The 19,598-nt window shown below is 62.1% G+C and carries 15 protein-coding genes and 1 tRNA gene; 12 read left to right on the forward strand and 4 right to left on the reverse strand.

Features of this window, described 5'->3' with window-relative positions; all coding sequences use genetic code 11:
- The first annotated feature begins 397 nt into the window (after positions 1-397).
- The 3 genes from ACLKMW_RS05280 (at position 398) to ACLKMW_RS05290 (ending at position 6,033) form a co-directional block, all read left to right on the forward strand.
- The gene (locus ACLKMW_RS05280; RefSeq protein WP_415723347.1) at positions 398-4,141 is read left to right on the forward strand and encodes a peptidoglycan-binding protein; all 3,744 of its coding nucleotides are present in this window, start codon (positions 398-400) and stop codon (positions 4,139-4,141) included.
- 177 nt (positions 4,142-4,318) lie between these two features.
- Positions 4,319-5,248, forward strand: coding sequence for a sulfite exporter TauE/SafE family protein (locus ACLKMW_RS05285; RefSeq protein ID WP_415723348.1), 930 nt, complete (start codon positions 4,319-4,321; stop codon positions 5,246-5,248).
- Positions 5,245-6,033, forward strand: coding sequence for a TIGR02186 family protein (locus tag ACLKMW_RS05290; RefSeq protein ID WP_415723349.1), 789 nt, complete (start codon positions 5,245-5,247; stop codon positions 6,031-6,033). The genes ACLKMW_RS05285 and ACLKMW_RS05290 overlap by 4 nt, the downstream gene beginning before the upstream one ends.
- Positions 6,034-6,130: 97 nt before the next feature.
- Here the strand turns inward: ACLKMW_RS05290 and pdeM are convergent, their stop codons facing one another.
- Both pdeM and ACLKMW_RS05300 read right to left on the reverse strand, forming a co-directional pair.
- Complete coding sequence (pdeM, locus tag ACLKMW_RS05295; RefSeq protein ID WP_415723350.1) at positions 6,131-6,829, reverse strand: ligase-associated DNA damage response endonuclease PdeM; 699 nt, start codon at positions 6,827-6,829, stop codon at positions 6,131-6,133.
- On the reverse strand, positions 6,826-9,336 hold the full coding sequence (locus ACLKMW_RS05300) for a ligase-associated DNA damage response DEXH box helicase (protein WP_415723607.1): 2,511 nt from the start codon (positions 9,334-9,336) through the stop codon (positions 6,826-6,828). The genes pdeM and ACLKMW_RS05300 overlap by 4 nt, the downstream gene beginning before the upstream one ends.
- A 129-nt stretch (positions 9,337-9,465) precedes the next feature.
- Between ACLKMW_RS05300 and ACLKMW_RS05305 the strand changes: the two genes are divergently transcribed.
- Entirely contained in the window at positions 9,466-10,476 is a 1,011-nt protein-coding gene (locus tag ACLKMW_RS05305) for a ligase-associated DNA damage response exonuclease (RefSeq protein WP_415723351.1), read from the forward strand.
- Positions 10,477-10,717: 241 nt separating this feature from the next.
- Positions 10,718-12,319, forward strand: coding sequence for a cisplatin damage response ATP-dependent DNA ligase (locus ACLKMW_RS05310; protein ID WP_415723352.1), 1,602 nt, complete (start codon positions 10,718-10,720; stop codon positions 12,317-12,319).
- Between the two features lie 95 nt (positions 12,320-12,414).
- Here ACLKMW_RS05310 and ACLKMW_RS05315 read toward each other — a convergent pair whose 3' ends face one another.
- Positions 12,415-13,515, reverse strand: coding sequence for a hypothetical protein (locus ACLKMW_RS05315; RefSeq protein WP_415723353.1), 1,101 nt, complete (start codon positions 13,513-13,515; stop codon positions 12,415-12,417).
- A 239-nt stretch (positions 13,516-13,754) separates the two neighbouring features.
- Between ACLKMW_RS05315 and ACLKMW_RS05320 the strand changes: the two genes are divergently transcribed.
- The 7 genes from ACLKMW_RS05320 (at position 13,755) to ACLKMW_RS05350 (ending at position 18,822) form a co-directional block, all read left to right on the forward strand.
- Positions 13,755-14,705 (forward strand): NAD(P)H-dependent flavin oxidoreductase, encoded by a 951-nt coding sequence (locus ACLKMW_RS05320; protein ID WP_415723354.1) that lies wholly within the window; start codon positions 13,755-13,757, stop codon positions 14,703-14,705.
- Between the two features lie 107 nt (positions 14,706-14,812).
- Positions 14,813-14,888: transfer RNA gene (locus ACLKMW_RS05325), tRNA-Thr, on the forward strand.
- A gap of 187 nt (positions 14,889-15,075) precedes the next feature.
- On the forward strand, positions 15,076-15,417 hold the full coding sequence (locus ACLKMW_RS05330; RefSeq protein ID WP_415723355.1) for a hypothetical protein: 342 nt from the start codon (positions 15,076-15,078) through the stop codon (positions 15,415-15,417).
- Positions 15,418-16,192: 775 nt separating this feature from the next.
- Positions 16,193-17,290 (forward strand): helix-turn-helix domain-containing protein, encoded by a 1,098-nt coding sequence (locus ACLKMW_RS05335; RefSeq protein ID WP_415723356.1) that lies wholly within the window; start codon positions 16,193-16,195, stop codon positions 17,288-17,290.
- Positions 17,287-17,571 (forward strand): hypothetical protein, encoded by a 285-nt coding sequence (locus ACLKMW_RS05340; protein WP_415723357.1) that lies wholly within the window; start codon positions 17,287-17,289, stop codon positions 17,569-17,571. The genes ACLKMW_RS05335 and ACLKMW_RS05340 overlap by 4 nt, the downstream gene beginning before the upstream one ends.
- Before the next feature lie 466 nt (positions 17,572-18,037).
- Entirely contained in the window at positions 18,038-18,244 is a 207-nt protein-coding gene (locus ACLKMW_RS05345) for a hypothetical protein (RefSeq protein ID WP_415723358.1), read from the forward strand.
- A 98-nt stretch (positions 18,245-18,342) separates the two neighbouring features.
- Positions 18,343-18,822 (forward strand): Ros/MucR family transcriptional regulator, encoded by a 480-nt coding sequence (locus ACLKMW_RS05350; RefSeq protein ID WP_415723359.1) that lies wholly within the window; start codon positions 18,343-18,345, stop codon positions 18,820-18,822.
- Between the two features lie 601 nt (positions 18,823-19,423).
- On the opposite strand, the gene ACLKMW_RS05355 is transcribed toward ACLKMW_RS05350, so the two are convergent.
- Positions 19,424-19,564 carry a hypothetical protein gene (locus ACLKMW_RS05355; protein WP_415723360.1) on the reverse strand — a complete coding sequence of 47 codons (141 nt, stop codon included), beginning with the start codon at positions 19,562-19,564 and terminating at the stop codon, positions 19,424-19,426.
- Positions 19,565-19,598 lie beyond the last annotated feature (34 nt).

The raw sequence follows: 19,598 nt of genomic DNA on the forward strand, positions 1-19,598 counted from the left end.
CCTTGGCTGCCCAGGAAAACCGCCGGAGCAAGGGTCGTATCGACCCTCAAGCTTCAAATCCGACCACGATACAGCCGTGCAGCGGTTGGCAACCTTCACTACTTACGTTTACGTAAATGATATACGCATACCCTGCTTACGTTGCAAGCGCGGCATTTTCGCCGCTTTCATGACTTTTTAAGGAAAGCGGCGCGCCTGGCAAGTTAGTTAACGCGTTGTTTACCACGTTGGGCGAAAGGTGCGGTTGTCGGTCAACCGTGGACGACCCGTATCGAATTCTTCACGGTTTCAGGATCGCGGGGGCGATCTGGATGAAACTCGTCCAGGGCTTGCTGCAAACCGCATCCGACGGCGGAATTGATCACTGGGCCACCAGCAACGGCGAATGGACGTTTCGATGAACAGCAAGCGCTCCTATCTCGACTCCCTCAATGTCGGCAGAACACGCCGGCCGCACACGACGCTGGAGGAGTTGAACCGTTCGCTGGAAAATCTCGAACAGCGGCTGGCGCGGCCCTACGAGCCGGCTGCCGACTTCGCGCGCGAGCGGCCAGCGGCTGAAAGCAGCCAGCGATTTGCCGACCTGCCCTATGGGCGGGCGCGGCCGGAGGAAGCCCGGGCGAACGCCGGTGCGCGCGGAGGCCAGGTCGATGCACCGTCCTATCAGGCGATCGCGCGCGATCTGGACCGGGTGCGCAGCCAGGAGGACGGGATGGCGGCGTTCGGCAACATCGCCGGCGAGCTTAAGGCATTGCGCGAGGATTTACGGCAGCAGGTTGCTTCCGGCATGCGCCGCGAGTTCGACATGCTGCGCCGCGACATGGAACGCGTTCAGGCATCGGGCGCGGCCAAGAACAGCAACGAGCTTGCCCTCGAATTCGAGCGGCTTTCCGGGGCCATTCATTCGCTCTCCGAACGCAGCGACGACAAGAGCGTCAACATGCTGCGGCTGGAACTCGAGCAGGTCAGGAACGCGCTCGACACGCTGGCGCGCGAGGAAACCGTGCTGTCGGTCGATCGCCGCTGGCAGGATTTCGACCAGCGCTGGACGGATTTCGAGGACCGGGTCGCCTCCGGACGCGCCGATGACCAGGCGATCTCGGCCCTGACAGCGCGACTGGAACAAATCAGTGACGCGGTGAACAATCTGCCGGAATCGCTTTCGCTGCGCTCGCTGGAGGAAAAGGTGCGCACGCTGGCAGGCGCGGTCGACCACTTCATACGCCAGACGGAACATGGCGATACCGGCACGCTGCGGCTGATCGACGAGCGGCTGGACGAGATTTCACGCGCCATCGTCGCCTCGACGGCGACCGCGCGGATGGCGGATTTCGATCCCGAGCCATTCGAACGGATCGAAGCGCGGATTTCGGCGCTGGCACGGCAGATCGAGGAGGTCGCCGAGGACCGCCCCAATGCCGCGGTCATGGACCGGCTCAACGCGCTTTCGCAGCGCGTCGACGAGATCACCGCGCAAGTCCATATGCCGCAGGAAGCGGTCGAGCGGCTTGCCACGCAGATCGCAATCATCGCCGACAAGATCGATCGCGCTCCGCCGGCGCCCGATGCGGACTATATCTTTCAGGGCATCGAACAGCGCTTCGACGTTTTCGCCAGCATGATCGAGCGGCGCCAGGGCGATGCGCTCGACCAGGGCAACATGTTGTTTCGCGATCTGGAGCGCCGGCTTGACGAGGTCGCCGACCGGCTCGACCAGCGCACGCCGGCAGCCGTCGACAACACCGGTATCATGGAGGCGATCGACGCACGCTTCGCGGCGCTGGCCGATCGCATCGAGAACGGACCATTCGGGTCCGTGGACCCGGATGCCATCCGCAATCTGGAGACGCGGCTGGAAAGCATTTCAAGCCGGCTCGATTACTCGGCAAGGCAGTTCGCCGGGATCGACCCCGACCTGATCCGCAATCTGGAAACGCAGGTGGCCGGGCTGTCGGAGCATCTTGCCCGCCCCGCAAGCCCGCTCCCTGAATTCGAGGATCTCGGGCCGCGCCTCGATGACATCGAAAAGTCTATTGCCGGCAGTCACGACACCATCCTTGAGGCGGCACGCCAGGCCGCGGAAAATGCCGTCCGCTCGCTCGCGCAATCGCACACCCATAGCGACGCGGTTTCCGGCCTTGCCCAGGATCTGAAGACGTTGGAAGCGCTGACGCGCCGTTCCGACGAGCGCAACACCAAGACTTTCGAAGCCATTCACGACACGTTGCTGAAGATCGTCGACCGGCTTGGATCGCTGGAAAAGGATGATGAGCCGCAGCCGACGCGCGACCCGCTTCGCAAGATGGCGCTGCAGGACACGCCTTCGCTGGATTTCGACGAACCGCTGCCGCTCGTCGACGGCATCGAACGCGGCTCCGGCACGCCCACCCCGGCTCCAGCCCGCACGCCGGCGCAAGCGGCGGCGGAGGCTGCCTTCGCCGCGCTCGATTCCGACATGATCGCAGATAACGAGCCTGCCACCCGCGGCGGCTCCGTACTTGGCAACCTGACACGCGTTTTCAGCGGCAGGAAGAACCGTGAGGCTGCACAGCCAGTCGAAACGCCGGCTCCCACCGCCGTCGAAGAGACGCCGAGCGTCGATCTCGACGAGCCGCTGGACCCCAAAATCGCCAATCGCCCGCTCGAGCCCGGCTCGGGCGCGCCAGATCTCAACGCGATCATGAAGCGCGTGCGGGCCGAGCGCGGCCAGCCGGCCCAGCAAGGTGAAAGCGAAGCGGCGAAGTCCGACTTCATCGCCGCCGCGCGCCGCGCAGCGCAAGCCGCCGCGGCGGAAGCCGAGACATTGAAGCGCCAGTCCGACATCAAGGGACCGGTGCGGGCGCTACGGATCGGCGACCTGCTGAAGGCGCGCCGCAAGCCGATACTGATGGCGGCGGCTGCGATCATGCTGGCGCTGGCCGGACTGCAACTCGGCAAGGCCTTCATGGCAGAGGGCGAGAAGATAGCGAGCGACACGCCGGCGTCGATTGCCGGCGAACAGAATATGGAGGCTTCCGCCGCTGAACTTCCGGCAGCCCCGGTCGCCGACCCGCAGGACACCGGAACGCAGGTCGCAGCCGCGCACCATGCGGAGGAGACAACCGACTTCATCGCACCGAACGCGGTAACGCCCGTGACCGCAGCGCCCGTCACGGCAGAAGCGACGGGCGAGCCGGCGAAAGAAGATACGACCGCCCTGCCGGCGCAGCCCGAAGCGGGCGCGGCCAGCACAGCAAGCGAGCCAATAGCGCCGGAAGCGCCGGCTGCGAGCGAGGCGGCAGCGCCGGCCATCAGCGTTCCGGCCGACGCCGGGCCGGTCGCCCTGCGCGAGGCGGCCAATGCCGGCGACGAGAAGGCGCTGTTCGAGATCGGCTCGCGCTATGCGGATGGTCGCGGCGTTGCCAGCGACATGGCGGCGGCCGCCAAATGGTACGAGAAATCGGCCGAGCTCGGCTTCGCGCCGGCGCAGTATCGCATCGGCAATTTCTATGAAAAGGGCATCGGCGTCGAACGGGACCTGGCCAAGGCCAAGACCTGGTATCAGCTTGCGGCGAACCAGGGCAATGCCAGCGCCATGCACAATCTGGCGGTGCTGTTCGCCATGGGCGCGGATGGCACGACCGACAATGAGTCGGCGGCGCGCTGGTTCGTCCAGGCGGCCGAGCTCGGCGTGAAGGACAGTCAGTTCAATCTCGGCATCCTGTCGGCCAAGGGCGTCGGCATGACGCAGAATCTGGAGGATTCCTACAAATGGTTCGCGCTGGTCGCCAAGACCGGCGACAAGGACGCCACCGCCAAGCGCGACGAAATCGCCAATGCGCTGCGGCCCGAACAGCTTGAGCGCGCCCGCGCGGCGGCCGAATTGTGGAAACCCAAGCCGCTCGACACCGCAGCGAACTCGATCGATATCCCGGAAGCCTGGCAGGAAAGTCCGGCGACCACGGCCAGCATCGACATGAAGAAGGCCGTGCGCAATATCCAGGCCATTCTGAACAAGAACGGCTATGACGCTGGCAACGCCGACGGCGTGATCGGCCTGAAGACGAAGAATGCCATCGCCGCGTTCCAGAAGGACAACGCAATGCCGGCCACAGGCGAGGTAGACGAAAAGCTGGTTCGGGCGCTCATTGCGCGCAAATAACGGCGGGTGTGTCGCCTCGACGACATACCTGGCTCATTCATCGTGCTAAATCCCGATCACGCTTTTGTTTTTCGCCGTGCGAGGTTTGACTTCGCCGCCGTGCCGGGGCAAGAGCTAAGGACATTCGGAGGTCGAAGAGCGCCTTCGCCAACAATTGCATTCTTTAGAGTTTGACGGGTGGGTATCTATCTCCCGATCGCAGAATTGTCCGTCAACGCTGCCGTGCTGCTCGCGATGGGCGCGGCGGTCGGATTCTTGTCAGGCCTCTTCGGCGTCGGGGGCGGATTTCTTATCACGCCGCTCCTGATCTTCTACAACATCCCGCCGGCAATCGCGGTGGCGACCGGCGCCAATCAGGTGATTGCCTCCTCGTTTTCGGGTGCCCTTGCCCATTTCAAACGCGGCACCATCGATTTCAAGCTCGGCAGCATGCTGCTTGCCGGCGGCGTCATCGGCTCGACCATCGGCATCTATGTGTTTGCCCTGCTCAGAAGCCTCGGCCAGCTAGACCTCCTCATCTCGCTGCTTTACGTGCTGCTTCTGGGCAGCGTGGGCACGTTGATGCTGATTGAAAGCGCCAACGCCATCCGTCGCAGCAAGGGCGGCCCGCCGCCGTCGTTGAAGAAGCCCGGCCAGCATAACTGGATCCTGCGGCTGCCGCTGAAGATGCGGTTTCGTGCTTCCAAGCTGTTCGTCAGCGTCATTCCGGTGCTGGGTCTCGGCGCCGGCATCGGCTTTCTTTCGTCGATCATGGGTGTCGGCGGCGGCTTCATCATGGTGCCGGCGCTGATCTATCTGTTGAAGGTGCCGACGAATGTCGTTGTCGGCACTTCGCTGTTCCAGATCATCTTCGTTTCGGCCTACACGACGATCGTGCATGCGACCACCAACCAGACGGTCGACATCGTGCTTGCCTTCATGCTGATGCTGGGCGGGGTCGCCGGCGCCCAGTACGGCGCAAAGGCCGGACAACGGTTGCGCGGCGAACAATTGCGGGCGCTGCTGGCGCTGCTGGTGCTTGCGGTGGCGCTGCGGCTCGCGTTCGACCTGTTCGTGCGGCCGGCCAGCCTCTATTCGCTGGCAGGCATCGACGGAGGCCATCTATGAGGGCGGTGGCGGCAATCGCCGGGCTGGCCGCGCTTCTATGCTGGCCGAGCGCCACCCTGGCGCAGAATCCCGTGCCCGAGACGATCCAGATCGGCCTTTCCACCGATCGCGTGGCGATCACCGCCGATTTCGCCGGTGCCGACCTCACCATCTTCGGCGCCATCGAAAATGTCGATCCGCTGATAAGCCGGCAGGGCCGTTACGACGTCATCGTCGTGTTGGAAGGACCGGCGCGGCCGGTCGTGGTGCGGCGCAAGGACCGCGTACTCGGCATGTGGGTCAATCTTGAGTCGGAGACCTTCGACAGCGTGCCGGTCTCCTATTCCGTGGCCACCACGCGCGCCATGCAGGACATTACCGATCCGGACAGCTACCGCCGACTCTCCCTCGGCGCCAACAATCTGCATATCCGCGTGGCCGAGGAAGGCGACAAGACGCCCGCCACGATCGAGGAATTCACGGCCGCCCTGCGCGAACGCAAGAAGGCGACCGGGCTTTACAGCGAGCGTGTCGGCGGCGTGCAGTTCCTTTCCGCCAACCTGTTCCGGGCAACGCTTTCGCTGGCGCCGAACGTGCCGGTGGGCACGCACCGCGCTCGTGCGTTCCTGTTTCGCAACGGTATCTTTATCCGGGAAACCTCGGCGCAGCTCGCCATCTACAAGTCCGGTTTCGAGCAGACGATCTTTCGCTTCGCCAACAATCACGGCTTCTGGTTCGGTGTATTCGCCGTGCTGCTTGCCATGCTTACCGGCTGGCTCGGCCGCATCGTCTTCCGCAAGGACTAGATCGAGGTGCGTCCTGACGAACGCATATTGTCGAGCTATCTCTTTGTCGGAGCATCGGATTTCTCCGAAAGCCGGGTTCCACTTTTCGGTCCACGACCTAGCCCGGCCGAAGCAGCGAGCCGGCAATGGCGAAGATGCGGCTGGAGCCGAGCATATAGGCGCGGAAATCCGGCCAGCTAAACATGCCGTGATAGACGCGGTCGAGCACGTTGAGCGAGCCGGTATACGCGCCAAACGCCGGCATGACCACGCGGCTGCCGTCGCTAGCGAAGCAGCGCCGCCGCACCGAGCGGCCGCGCTGGACAATGCGCGCGCACGGATGGAGATGGCCGGCGATCTCACCTTCGATAGGATGAGCCGAAGGTTCGTGGCGGAAAGTCAGGCCGCCGATGGCGATCTGCCGAACCGTCCGGCCGGAAAGCCCATCCGGCGGCTGCGGATCGTGGTTGCCGGCGACCCAGTACCAATCGCGGCCCTCCATCAGCGCTTCAAGGCGCAGGCGGAAGATTTCGGGCAGGCGTGCCGCACCTTCGCCATCATGGAAACTGTCGCCGAGACTGACGACACGTTTCGGCGCGTAATCGGCAATAACCGCCTGAAGCCGCTGCAAGGTGGCGGCGGTGTCATAAGGCGGCAGCAGCGACCCGCGACGGGCAAATGAGGAGCCCTTCTCCAAATGCAGGTCGGAGACCACCAGCAATTCCATGTCAGGCATATACAGCACGCCGCGCGGGTCGCAGACGACGCGCTCGCCGGCGATGATGATTGCCTCGGATGGTCGTGCTGACGCTGTCATTGCCGGCCCATGGCTTCCTCGATCAGGTCCGCTGCCTCCAGAAGCAGCGAATCGCTCGCCTCGCCATGCACGGGTTCCTTGCCGACTTCAAGCATGATCGGCACCGCCAAGGGCGAGATGCGCTCCAGATGCTTATGCATGATTCGACCGCGGATGCGCGAGAGCATCTCGGCAAGTCTCCTGACATCGAGCAGCCCGGCAGATGCATCGGTACGTGTCGCCTGAAGCAGGATGTGATCCGGCTCGTGGCTTCTCAAGACATCGTAGATCAGGTCGGCCGAGACGGTGACCTGCCGGCCGCTCTTTTCCTGGCCGGGATGACGTTTCTCGATGAGGCCTGAAATCAGCGCGCAGGCACGGAAGGTGCGCTTCAGCATCCAGCTATCGGCAAGCCATGCTTCGAGGTCGTCGCCCAGCATATCCTCATCGAACAGCAGCGAGAGCGGCAGTTGCCGGCGCTGGAACATGTGGCCCATGTCGCCTAGCGACCACACGGCCAGCGCGTAGTCGGTCGCCACGAAGCCAAGCGGACGCGCACCGGCCCGCTCCAGACGGCGGGTCAGAAGCATGCCGAGCGTCTGATGCGCCAACCTGCCTTCGAACGGATAGGCGACCATATAGTGGCGCTCACCGCGCGCGAAGGTTTCGACCAGCAGGTCCTCACGCTTCGGCAAGGCGGATTTGTCGGCCTGCATGCGAAGCCAGTCGGCCACCTGGTTCGGCAGCCGCTTCCAGCGGTCGGGATCGGCCAGCATGGCGCGCACCTCGCCGGCCAGATAGGTGGAGAGCGGAAACTTGCCGCCACCGTAATAGGGAACCTTGGCATCTTTGCCGGGAGCGTTTGAAACGAAGCACTCGTTCTCGCGGATGCCTTCGAAGCGCAGCACCTTCCCGGCGAACAGGAAGGTGTCGCCGGGAACCAGCGTTTCGAGGAAGGCTTCCTCGATTTTGCCCAGCGTCGGCCCGCCGCGGCCGACCGCACCCCTGCCCTGCCGCACATAGCGCACATTCAGCGCCGGCACTTCGATGATGGTGCCGACATTGAGCCGATATTGCTGGGCAACGCGCGGATGGCTGACCCGCCACATGCCGTCCTTCGTCAGTTTTATGCGAGCGTAGCGCTCGTAGCTTTTCAGCGCATAGCCGCCGGTGGCAACGAAATCGACGACGCGGTCGAAGGTGGCGCGGTCGAGATTTGCGTAGGGAGCGGCGGTCCTGATCTCGTCATAGAGCAGATCGGGATGGAAGGGCGCGGCGCAGGCGCTGCCAAGGATATGCTGGGCCAGCACATCGAGCGCGCCGTCGACCAGCGGGGGCGTGTCCTGCGCGCCGAGATAGTTCGCCTCGAGTGCCGCGCGGCACTCCAGCACCTCGAAACGATTGGCCGGAATGAGGATCGCACGGCTCGGCTCGTCCATGCGGTGGTTGGAGCGGCCGATGCGCTGGGCAAGCCGACTCGCGCCCTTGGGCGCACCGACATGGACGACGAGATCGACATCGCCCCAGTCGATGCCGAGGTCGAGCGTGGACGTGGCGACAATGGCGCGCAGCGAATTCGTCTCCATTGCCTTTTCGACGCGGCGGCGCTGGCTGACGTCGAGCGAGCCGTGGTGAAGGGCGATCGGCAGATTGTCGTCGTTCACCCGCCACAACTCCTGGAACAGGAATTCAGCCTGGCTGCGAGTGTTGACGAAAAGCAGCGTCGTGCGATGCCTTTTCACCGCCTCATAGATTTCGGGAACCGCATAGCGGGCCGAGTGCCCGGACCATGGCACGTGCTCGTCCGAATCGAGGATCGAGATTTCCGGCTTGGCCCCGCCGGCAACCGTGATCAGATCGGCCATGCCGCCGGGCGGATTCTGACCGACCAGCCAGCGGCGCAATTCGTCGGGTTCGGAGACGGTCGCCGAAAGGCCGATCGCCTGGAGGCCGGGCACGAAGCTTCTCAGCCGCGCCAGCCCGAGCGCCAGCAAATGGCCGCGCTTCGAAGTGACCAGCGAGTGCAGTTCATCGAGCACGACATAGCGCAGATCCTCGAAGAAGCGTTTCGCGTCGGAGGCGGCGATCAGCAGCGCCAATTGCTCGGGCGTGGTCATGAGGATATCGGGCGGCACCAGTTTCTGGCGCTGACGCTTGTGAGCGGGCGTGTCGCCAGTTCGCGTCTCCATGGAGACGGCCAAGCCGATTTCGCCGACCGGCTTGCCGAGATTGCGCTCGATATCGACGGCAAGCGCCTTGAGCGGCGAGATGTAGAGCGTGTGGATGCCGCGATGCGCCTGGCCGGCCCGGCGCTTGGGCCGGGCCTCGAGATCGACCAGCGTCGGCAGAAAGCCGGCGAGCGTCTTGCCGGCGCCGGTCGGGGCAATCAGCAACACGGAATGGCCAGCCTGGGCGCGGGCCAGCAATTCGATCTGGTGCGCGCGCGGCGCCCAGCCCCGGCTGGCGAACCAGTTCTCGAAGCGCTGCGGCAGCAGCGCGCTTTCCCGTCTTTGTGGGTGGGCTTCCATGTTCACGCCGAACAGGTAGCGCGACAAACGAAAGCCGCCAAGCAAAATTGCGAACAAAACGGGATCATTTTGCAGGAGCCAGCCTTCGAACGGCCTTTCCTGCCCGCTACAAGTCACTATCTTGAGCAAATGCGCCCACGCGACCTGCTTCATCCTCGTCCTGAAGGACTCTACTGCCCGCAAGGAGATTTCTACATCGATCCGGTGCGGCCGGTCGGGCGGGCGCTGATCACTCACGGTCATTCCGACCATGCGCGCGCCGGCCACGCCTCGGTGCTGGCCACGGTCGAGACGCTCGACATCATGGGCCTGCGCTATGGAGGCGATTTCGCCGGGACAACGCAAGCGGCACGGCTTGGCGAAAGGCTGGAAATCAACGGCGTCGGCGTGACTTTCCACCCGGCCGGCCATGTGCTCGGCTCGGCGCAGATCGCAGTCGAGCATGACGGCATGCGTATCGTGGCTTCAGGCGACTACAAGCGCCATGCCGACCCGACCTGCGCGCCCTTCGTGCCGGTTGCCTGTGATGTGTTCATCACCGAGGCGACCTTCGGATTGCCGGTGTTCAAGCATCCGCCGGACACGTCGGAGGTCGCGCGGCTTTTGAAGTCGGTCGAGCAGTTTCCGCAGCGCGCGCATCTGATCGGCGCCTATGCGCTCGGCAAGGCGCAGCGCGTCATCCGCCTGTTGCGCGATGCCGGCTATGACCGGACCATCTTTATCCATGGCGCGCTTGCAAAGCTCTGTGACTATTACGAAAGCCGGGGAGTAACCCTTGGGGATCTGCAGCCGGCAACCGTCGAAACCGGAGGCAAAAGCGATTTCGCCGGCGAGATCATCGTCGGACCGCCCGCTGCCTTCGCCGATCGCTGGGCGCGGCGCTTTCCCGATCCGGTCGCGTGCTTCGCCTCGGGCTGGATGCGCATTCGCCAGCGCGCCAGGCAGCGCGGCGTGGAACTGCCGCTGATCGTTTCGGATCATTCCGACTGGGACGAGCTGACCGAAACGATCACCGAGACCGGCGCGTCGGAAGTGTGGGTGACGCATGGCCGCGAGGAAGCGCTGGTGCGCTGGTGCGAGCTTGCCGGCATCGTCGCGCAGCCGCTGCACCTCATCGGCTACGAGGACGAGGGCGACTGATGCTGCCCATCTGCCATCGCCTGCAAAGGCCCCCTCACCCGGCCTCCCCCCGGAACAAGTCCGGGGTCGGCCACCCTCTCCCCGCTGGGGAGAGGAGATTGTTCGCCGCCACTGCCAATCATCATGGCGGTTGTGAACGGTCTCGCCGACCGGTTGCGCAACGCCCTCTTCTCCCCGGCGGGGAGCAGAGGGCCGCGGAGCGGCCGGATGAGGGGGCATCCTTGCGCGCGAAGCGTGCGCCATGAACCGCTTCGCCGAACTCCTCGACCGGCTGGTGTTGACACCGTCGCGCAACGGCAAGCTGACACTGCTGACCGATTATTTCCGCACCGTCGAGGACCCCGACCGCGGGCTGGCGCTGGCGGCGATCACCGGCGACCTTTCGATCGCGGCGGTGAAGCCGGCGATGCTGCGCATGCTGATCACCGAACGCATGGACCCGGTGCTGTTCGGCTATTCCTACGACTATGTCGGCGACCTTGCCGAAACCGTGTCGCTGGTCTGGCCCGATCCGCCAAAAGAGCTTACCGTCAACCGCGCGCCCACGCTTGCCGATGTGGTGGGTGCGCTGCAGGCGGCGAGCCGGCTGGACGGACCAAAGATACTGGCGGGGCTACTGGACCGTGCCGACATCTCGGCGCGCTACGCCATCATCAAGCTGGTGACCGGCGGCATGCGCATCGGGGTTTCTGCACGGCTCGCCAAGCAGGCGGTAGCCGATCTTGGCGGAGTAGATGTGACGGATATCGAAGAGCTGTGGCATGGGCTGAAACCACCCTATGCCGAGCTTTTCGCCTGGCTGGAAGGCAAAGCGGAGCGGCCGGAGAAAACCGCCAGGGCGCTGTTTCGCCCGGTGATGCTTTCCAATCCGGTCGGCGACGGCGACCTCGAAAAGCTCGACCCCGCCAACTATGCTGCCGAGTGGAAGTGGGACGGGATCCGGGTGCAGGCCGTTTCGGAAGGCGGAATAAGGCGGCTTTATTCGCGCACCGGCGACGACGTCTCGCCTGCCTTTCCCGACCTTGTGCAGGCCATGGATTTCGAAGGGGCGCTGGACGGCGAGCTGCTGGTCGGCGACCCGCTGCGCGAGACCGGTACATTTTCCGACCTCCAGCAGCGGCTGAACCGCAAGGCGGTGTCGGCGAAAATGCAAGCGCAATATCCGGTCTTCGTGCGCTGCTACGACATCCTGCAGGAGGAAGCGGAGGATTTGCGCGCCCTGCCCTTCGGCGAGCGGCGCGCGCGGCTCGAAAGCTTCGTCGCGAGGCTCGATCCGACCCGCTTCGACCTTTCGCCGCTCGTGCCTTTTGCCGATTGGCAGGCATTGGAAGAGATGCGCCGCCATCCGCCGCATCCGGTGATCGAGGGCGTCATGCTCAAGGCATGCGGCTCGCCCTATCTCGCCGGTCGGCCGAAAGGACCGTGGTTCAAATGGAAGCGCGACCCGTTCACGGTCGATGCGGTGCTGATGTATGCGCAGCGCGGCCACGGCAAGCGCTCCAGCTTCTATTCCGACTATACATTCGGCGTGTGGTCGGGAGCGGATGGCGAGGAGGAACTGGTGCCGGTCGGAAAAGCCTATTTCGGCTTCACCGACGAAGAGTTGCGGCAGATCGACAAATTCGTGCGCGACAATACCGTCGAGCGTTTCGGGCCGGTGCGCTCGGTGCGTGCCGACCGTGCCCATGGCCTGGTGCTGGAGGTCGCCTTCGAGGGGCTGAACCGCTCGACCCGGCACAAATCGGGCGTGGCCATGCGCTTTCCCCGCATCTCGCGGCTGCGCTGGGACAAGCCGCCGCACGAAGCCGACCGGATAGAGACGCTGCACGCGCTGCTGGATTGAGAAGGAATGACGTGGCGCCAGCGAAGGAGGGCCGGGATCGATTTTTCTTTCTTGACCCTCACGGGAATGGGTCCCGATAGCGATGATGCCGGCTTTTACTGCGAGATCGAAACCTTGATCTCGTAGATATCGACCGCCTTGCCCGCGTTCGCGAAATCGGAATTGATGGCGATGGTGCCGCCGCCACCCGGTTCCTTGTCGGTAAAATCCACCTCGAACAGGTAGTCGCCGCGTTCATAGCCGACCGCGTAGCGTTTGCGCCCGCAATCGCCCAATTCGCCGAAATTGCAATCGACCGACATTTCGGTCTCCTTGCCCTCCTCGGCGCGCGCCACGATGTCGAATGTCGCCGACTTGCCGGCGACCTCCTCCAGAACGCCCTGCCCGATATCGAACAGGATGGCCGAGCCCGACTCGCCCGAGCGGATGCGCAGGAAGTTTCCGGACGCATCGTCCATAACCTCCGCACTCGTTCCAGCCGGCGCGCTGACCATGGAAGCGTCGGACGGCGAAAACACCGTGATCCAGTCACGCGTCGAATCGGCCTCTCCCGGCCTGATCGGCGCCGCCTCCTTTTCGGGGATATAGTCCTCGTCCTGCACGGTTTGCGGCGGGTTCGGCACGCTGGTGTCGCGCTCGGCCGCGGTTTTGAAAATGCCGGTCTGGAAGGCCCACCAGCCACCGATGGCGACGGCCGCGAAGATGGTCGCGGCAACGAACAGGCGCGTGAAGGGAATGCGGAACGGCCGGCGCGCCCGCGCTTCGTTGCGCTCGCCCTCGACCGGCGCAGCCGCATTTCCTGCCAGCCGCGGCTCAGGCGACATCTTCTCATGCGAAGGCATTTCGACGCGCGGTGCCGCCCGGTTTCCGCGTTCGTCGGCTGCAATCGTCGGCGCGACATACGACTGCTCGCCAGCCGGGCGTCCTGGCCGCACATCGTCAAGTCCGTGGCTGCCGCCAGCCGATGGCCGCTGGACCACGCCGCCACCCGGCATGAATTCGGATTCGATCGCCGTGATGCTGGCCTGCAACGCCTTGCGGCGATTGATCGCCGCCTCGACGGTCAGGCTTGGATTTGCCTGAAGTGCGCGGTCAAGCGCGGCAAACGCCGAACGGTAGACCTTCTCGCGAAAGGCCCGGTCCTCGGCATTTCCATTTTCGAAGGCGTTTCGGATCGCCTTTTCGATCGCATCCAAACCGTAATCCCCAGGATCAGAACATTTATCGGCTGATGGTTAGACGGAGCCGACCGATGAGGCAACGCCTGGCGTGAACGATATACCGCCACCGCCGCTGCATGCGGGATTTTTGCGCAGGAAAATTGCGCCTCTTGCAATGCGCCCGAGGAATGCACTTGCCGGATTGCACCTGCCGATCCATCTGCTAGAACAAACGACGTTTACGGAAACGTCAATTTTCAGCGGAGATTTCGGCCGTGGCGCTGCCTGATATCTTGACCAGACTTCGCATTCCGGTGGTCGGATCGCCACTTTTCATCGTTTCGCATCCGCCATTGGTGCTGGCGCAGTGCAAGGCCGGCATCGTCGGTTCGTTTCCGGCGCTGAATGCGCGCCCGGAAGCGCAGCTTGACGAGTGGCTGGCCGAAATCACCGAAACGCTGCGCCATCATGATGCCGCCAATCCGGATAGACCGGCCGCCCCCTTCGCGGTCAACCAGATCGTCCACAAATCCAATGCCCGCCTGCAGCACGATCTCGGCCTTTGCGTGAAATACAAGGTGCCGATCGTGATTTCTTCGCTGGGTGCGGTCGAGGAGGTCAATCAGGCGGTGCATTCCTATGGCGGCATCGTGCTGCACGACATCATCCATGACCGGCACGCCCGCAAGGCGATCGAGAAAGGTGCGGACGGGCTGATTGCGGTTGCTGCGGGCGCCGGCGGCCATGCCGGCACGCTGTCGCCTTTCGCGCTGGTTCAGGAAATCCGGCAATGGTTCGAGGGGCCGCTGCTTCTGGCCGGCGCCATCGCCAATGGTGGCGCCGTTCTGGCCGCGCAGGCGGCGGGTGCGGACCTCGCCTATGTCGGCTCGCCTTTCATCGCCACCACGGAGGCGCGTGCGTCTGACGCCTACAAGCAGATGATCGTCGAATCGAAGGCAGCAGACATCATCTATTCCAATCTGTTCACCGGCGTTCACGGCAACTATCTGAAGGGTTCGGTGCGCGCTGCCGGCATGGACCCCGACAACCTTCCGGTCTCGGACCCATCGGCAATGAACTTCGATGGCGGGGCGACCAAAGCCTGGAAGGACATATGGGGCTGCGGCCAGGGCATCGGCACGATTGACCACATCATTTCCGCCGCCGAACTGATTGATCGTCTGGAAACCGAGTATCGCGCGGCGCGAAACCGGCTCCGGCTTTAAATCGTAGTGGCTTCCGGCAATTTGACGCGTTATGGCGGCTTGAAATTGCCGCGCAATGCGGATATCACCGCGCCACTGTTCGGCGTCCTTGAATGTGACCGCCGGATGCCGCTTTAGCTCAGTTGGTAGAGCACATCATTCGTAATGATGGGGTCGCGTGTTCGAGTCACGCAAGCGGCACCAAACCTCCTGTGATTAGTCAAAGAAATCAAAGCATTAGCGGCAATTGACAGTTGGCGGTCCCCGTACCTATCCCCCTTTTTAATTTGCGTTAAATAGACCTCTGGGACAGATAAATCGTGGCTCTTTCCTAACGAAGGGATCGCTTATCCGTTAGGATGGACGGTATCGAGCATATGGCCAACGCAATATGGTAGAACGCCGAAAGCCCCCATCCGACCTTTTCCCATACCCGCCACGCGGTATGTCCAGAATAGTGGCCGCTAGATACATCGGCGTCGGGCCATCGAAGTTTGACGAAATGGTGAGGGACGGGCGAATGCCCGCACCCAAACGGATAGATGGCCGGGTCGTATGGGATCGGTGGAAGCTTGATGAGGCGTTTAGTTTTCTGCCCGAAGACCAAACCAAAATCGTAGTCCAACGACCCCGAAGCCATATGAGGCAAAAAGATAATCGCGTCGAAGCCGCAATTGCCGCTGCATATGCTGCCGCAGAAGCCTTGAGAGCGGGCACTCGCAAGAGGCCGTGATCGCCGTTTGACAGCGGGACCCGGCCATGGCGCACAAACTTTGCCCGCTGCGCCTACGAGGCAGACACAGTGACGCGCTGGATGGCAATCACACCGCGCTCCGGCGGGCCGATGCAGTCGGGCTTTCCGCTGGCATGTCGAACAGCACCCGGACTCGCCTAGAGCCGCAGCGCGGGCAGCGTAGGCGTTCAGCCAGCCTGGCAATTGGGAAGTCGCGGCCACGAGTCGCAACCAGCGTCATCATATCCAAGGCCGCATTGAAATTGCACTCGCGCCGCCGCTTCATGCCATCGGATGGACCGTGCGCGCACCACATGCGCACGTTCACCGAGTGGCTGTAAGCGTCTCCGAGCGTCTCGATTTGCATGAGAACGAATTAGGAACAAATTCGTTGATGGGCAATCGGGTTCGTGCGAGATTTTTTTCAAATCCGCGAGCGTCGAGATGAACAAAGTGAGGCGAAGCTATTGACCCAGGAGCAGCAACAGCGATCGCCGAAGCTGATTGTGGTCATGGCGTTCGACCGCGATGAGGAAGGCGAGCTTCAGCCCGTTTCGATCCCATGGAGCAGCAAAGCGAGTATAGAGCCATCCGCATATCTCAAGCCCTTGCCGCCAAGCATGCCGGCGTGATTGCATGGAGCCGCGGCTCGTTTAAAGACGCAGATTTCCTAGTCACTATTCGTTAACTTTTTGCACGCATCTCCCGCGCCTTCTCCCACTATATGGGGTAGTTGCCTTCGCAAATCTCACGCAAAGTTGAGGGCGGGGTGAAGTTGGGGGAACTCGATGATGATGAAGCGCGACAGTCAGACCATAGGCGGCGGGCACAAATCGCGCTGGTTGGTCGTTTGCAAAGAGCTGGCCCCTTCCTTTGGTCGCGAAAGGTTCCTGTAACTGTTCTGGCAACCGAAGACGAGGTTTGCTTCATTCCTTACGACGGATCGCGCGTAGCAAAGTCGTTCTTATACGACGCGTTGCATAGCGTTTCCTCTCGCGATTTTCTTGGACGGAAAACCCTCATTTTGCATGGCATCAGCGGCGTCGAAGCCGTGCGCTGCAGTGCGTCTCAAGATGAACTTCTCGACTTTTGCCGCTTCGTAAACAGCCGTATCGCCGCGACGGAAAAGAAGCCCGTTGGCGCGAGATTCAAACTTACACAGCTCGAAGCGCCGCCGGACGCGCGATTCACACCCGAACATCCCCAGGAAGAGTACGATTCCGCAATCGATGCTTTGTTTGATCCAATTGACTGGACCGAGGTCCTCTTCGACGATCTCGACAAGAGTGTAGAGATCGACCGGCAGAGCTTCGCCGACGAACGTCCAACGCAACAGAACACCCCTAGCCCTCATAGCAGGCCGCGCCGAGACCCTCCGAAGCGCCGCCGCCCGCGCCAAGCGAACGGCTTCAGCCGGATCGTTGTCGAGGAGCCAAGACGCAGAACGACGAAGCGAAGCTGGGTGGTTGGAACGCTCGCCGTCCTGCTTCTTTCCGGTACGCTCTGGTGGCGGTCAGGCTCTTCCAGCGTCGAAACCAAGGCCGTCGAGCCCTTGGAGATTGCAGAGCTTCCAATTCAATCAGTGGAAAGCGGCCCTGAGGGGCAACCAACAGATTTCAATTCGCGTGTGGCGGCAAGGCTGCTGCAGATCATGCAGGATGAGCGTGAATACGCTCAACTGATGGATATTTTCAGAAAGCACAGGCAAGCGCGAGGCCTGACCCCTGATCAGGTAAGCGCAGCATTGGGCTGGAGGCAAGCCGAATTGAACGAATTAGAGTTGGGCATCAAACGGCCAAAGCTCATCGGACTGATAGATTTCGCCCTGGCGATAGACTTAGACATACACGACGCTGTCGGGAAGATTAAATGATTAGAATCAGAACACTCGTGGCGGCCAGTGCTGCTGCTCTCTTGGCATCTACAGCAAGTGCGCTCACGACAGATACTCAGGACAGCCGATGCGATCTGATCCGATCAACCTTCCGCAATCACATCGAGACGATATTTTTGGTCGAAGTGGCTCACTTTCATTCAAAGACCAAGGGGCGAGTATTAAATCGAAAGATTTATGACGACGCACTTGGCCACTACAACTCGCGACTGTCGTTAAAGGCGATCGAGACAATCAATAACGAATGTCCATTTGACTGACGGGTCCTATCCGCTCGCCGGGGCTCACGATCATGCCCCCGGAAGTAGCAGCGAGCTGGAACATGACGCCAAGCCGCCTTCGCGAATGCCTCAGGGCCATGCACTGGACGAACGCGACCTTGGCAGATGCGCTGGGGTGTACGGAAACGTTGGTTATCGCGTGGGTTCTCGGCTTCAGTGAAATACCAGACGAAGTTGGTGATTGGATTGAACTACTTGGCCAGGCCCACGAGAAGTCCGAGCCGCGCAAGCCGAAGTCCCTCAGGGGGAGCCAGCTTACCGGTTGGGAGTGGTTGACGCGAAGGCGACGGCGGTAAAAAGGCCCCGCTTCGCGTGTACGGGGGGTCGTTGGAGCCACCTGTCAACATCAGTGCAACTTAAATCAAATCCGCGTATGACAATTGAGGTTTTACTCACCCTCGACACGTAGATAGCGGATTGCAGGTGGCGTTTTTGAGGACCTCAAATGATCAGTGATTTTTCCGCTGCTCGGCTACGTCTGGAGCAGGCCTATCATCATCTTGACGGCGATGACGAGGTAAGCGCAAGTGCCCGCGAAGCGCTCGACCTTTTAATTGAGGCCATGGCCCATGAGCAGTTCAAGCGGCCAACTGCGTCTGCGAAAGTGCTGGATTTTCCGAAGCCGTACTTGAAACGCAAGCGACGCCCCTGACGCCTTTTCTTTGATCAACCGGTAAAAAATTCGTTGTAGCCAATCTAGCTGTCTTTCCATACAGTCCTAATGGGGGCAGTATTTGCGAGGTAAAAGTAATGAATCCTGCGGATACCGGAACGATAGATAATGCTAGCTTCTCGATTATGACGATTACCGCAAATCTCGTGTCTGCCTACGTGTCGAACAATCCAGTTCCCGTCACCGAACTTCCTGCGCTGATTGATCGCGTGAATGCCGCTTTGGTTAACTTGTCCGAGCCTGTTCCCCCGGCGGATGAACCACGAACGCCGGCTATTTCGATAAAGAGGTCGGTTACAAGAAGCCATATCTTCTGCCTGGAGGATGGAAAGAAGTTCAAGTCTTTGAAGCGGCACTTGATGGCCTACCACAATATGTCTCCCGAGGAATATCGTGAGAGATGGAATCTCGCGCCCGACTACCCGGTCGTAGCCCCGGAGTATGCGGCCAGCAGATCGGCGATGGCGAAAGAAATGGGGCTGGGTCGCAAGCGGGAGGTAAAGACATCGACTGAGCGTATTAGAGCGCCAAAACGCCGCGATAGGAAGAGCGACTAGGGGTCCTCGCTAGATTGGGGCTGGCATAGGACAACAAAAAGCCGCCGCCTCGTGAGGGACGGCGGCTCTAGTCGGAATTTCTAGCGGTGCTTTTTTTGCTTTTTGTCCCGCCGTACCCTGCGGCGAATCCAGACATAGCCGCCTGCGACCATCAAGATTGGGAGGCCTACTCCCGCCACAGGCCCGGGCACGGCCAGGCTCTTCGAACCATTTGAGCCTCCTGCCCCCCAACCCAGGCCAGGCGTATCGCCTCGATCTGGCGGCTGTGCGGCGCTGAGTGGTGACAGCGAAAACAGAGTGAGGGCGGCGGTGCAGAGCAATCTTAACGGAAAGCTCGAATGCAAGGCTTGCGGGACCATTACCATGGCCATTCCCGAGGGTGCAGGCGAGTCCACGCTCATTCAGTGCAGCAAATGCGGTGGAGTAATAGGCACTTGGGGGGAAATCCAGGACGAGTTCATGCGGGAGGCACGAAATATCAACGTTCTGGAGTTGGACGGCGGCAGGATTAGGAAGACCAAAGCCGGTTTGCGGGGGCCTCGCAACCGCGCATAGCAGCGTGTGACCTAAGGCGGATTGCCCTTCCCTAACTCCCCTTTCTTCAACAGTCTGGCTTCTCGCAGCAGCGAGGCCGATGCATGCCGAGCAGGTCAATCAACAGACGTGCTTGGCCTTCGGTAATGCCTGTCTCGCGCGCGAGCGAACGGGCATAATTGTCCTTGTCGGTATCACCGTTCATCATCGCGAAATCTCATAGGGTAAGAGGTCCAGCGACC

Source organism: Borborobacter xinjiangensis (assembly GCF_047739745.1).
Classification (GTDB): domain Bacteria; phylum Pseudomonadota; class Alphaproteobacteria; order Rhizobiales; family Rhizobiaceae; genus Pseudaminobacter.

Coding starts and splice junctions, on each gene's coding strand:
- ACLKMW_RS05280 (WP_415723347.1), top strand. CDS start 398: ATGAACAGCAAGCGCTCCTATCTCGACTCCCTCAATGTCGGCAGAACA.
- ACLKMW_RS05290 (WP_415723349.1), top strand. CDS start 5,245: ATGAGGGCGGTGGCGGCAATCGCCGGGCTGGCCGCGCTTCTATGCTGG.
- pdeM (WP_415723350.1), bottom strand. CDS start 6,829: ATGACAGCGTCAGCACGACCATCCGAGGCAATCATCATCGCCGGCGAG.
- ACLKMW_RS05300 (WP_415723607.1), bottom strand. CDS start 9,336: ATGGAAGCCCACCCACAAAGACGGGAAAGCGCGCTGCTGCCGCAGCGC.
- ACLKMW_RS05305 (WP_415723351.1), top strand. CDS start 9,466: ATGCGCCCACGCGACCTGCTTCATCCTCGTCCTGAAGGACTCTACTGC.
- ACLKMW_RS05310 (WP_415723352.1), top strand. CDS start 10,718: ATGAACCGCTTCGCCGAACTCCTCGACCGGCTGGTGTTGACACCGTCG.
- ACLKMW_RS05330 (WP_415723355.1), top strand. CDS start 15,076: ATGGTAGAACGCCGAAAGCCCCCATCCGACCTTTTCCCATACCCGCCA.
- ACLKMW_RS05340 (WP_415723357.1), top strand. CDS start 17,287: ATGATTAGAATCAGAACACTCGTGGCGGCCAGTGCTGCTGCTCTCTTG.
- ACLKMW_RS05345 (WP_415723358.1), top strand. CDS start 18,038: ATGATCAGTGATTTTTCCGCTGCTCGGCTACGTCTGGAGCAGGCCTAT.
- ACLKMW_RS05350 (WP_415723359.1), top strand. CDS start 18,343: ATGAATCCTGCGGATACCGGAACGATAGATAATGCTAGCTTCTCGATT.
- ACLKMW_RS05355 (WP_415723360.1), bottom strand. CDS start 19,564: ATGATGAACGGTGATACCGACAAGGACAATTATGCCCGTTCGCTCGCG.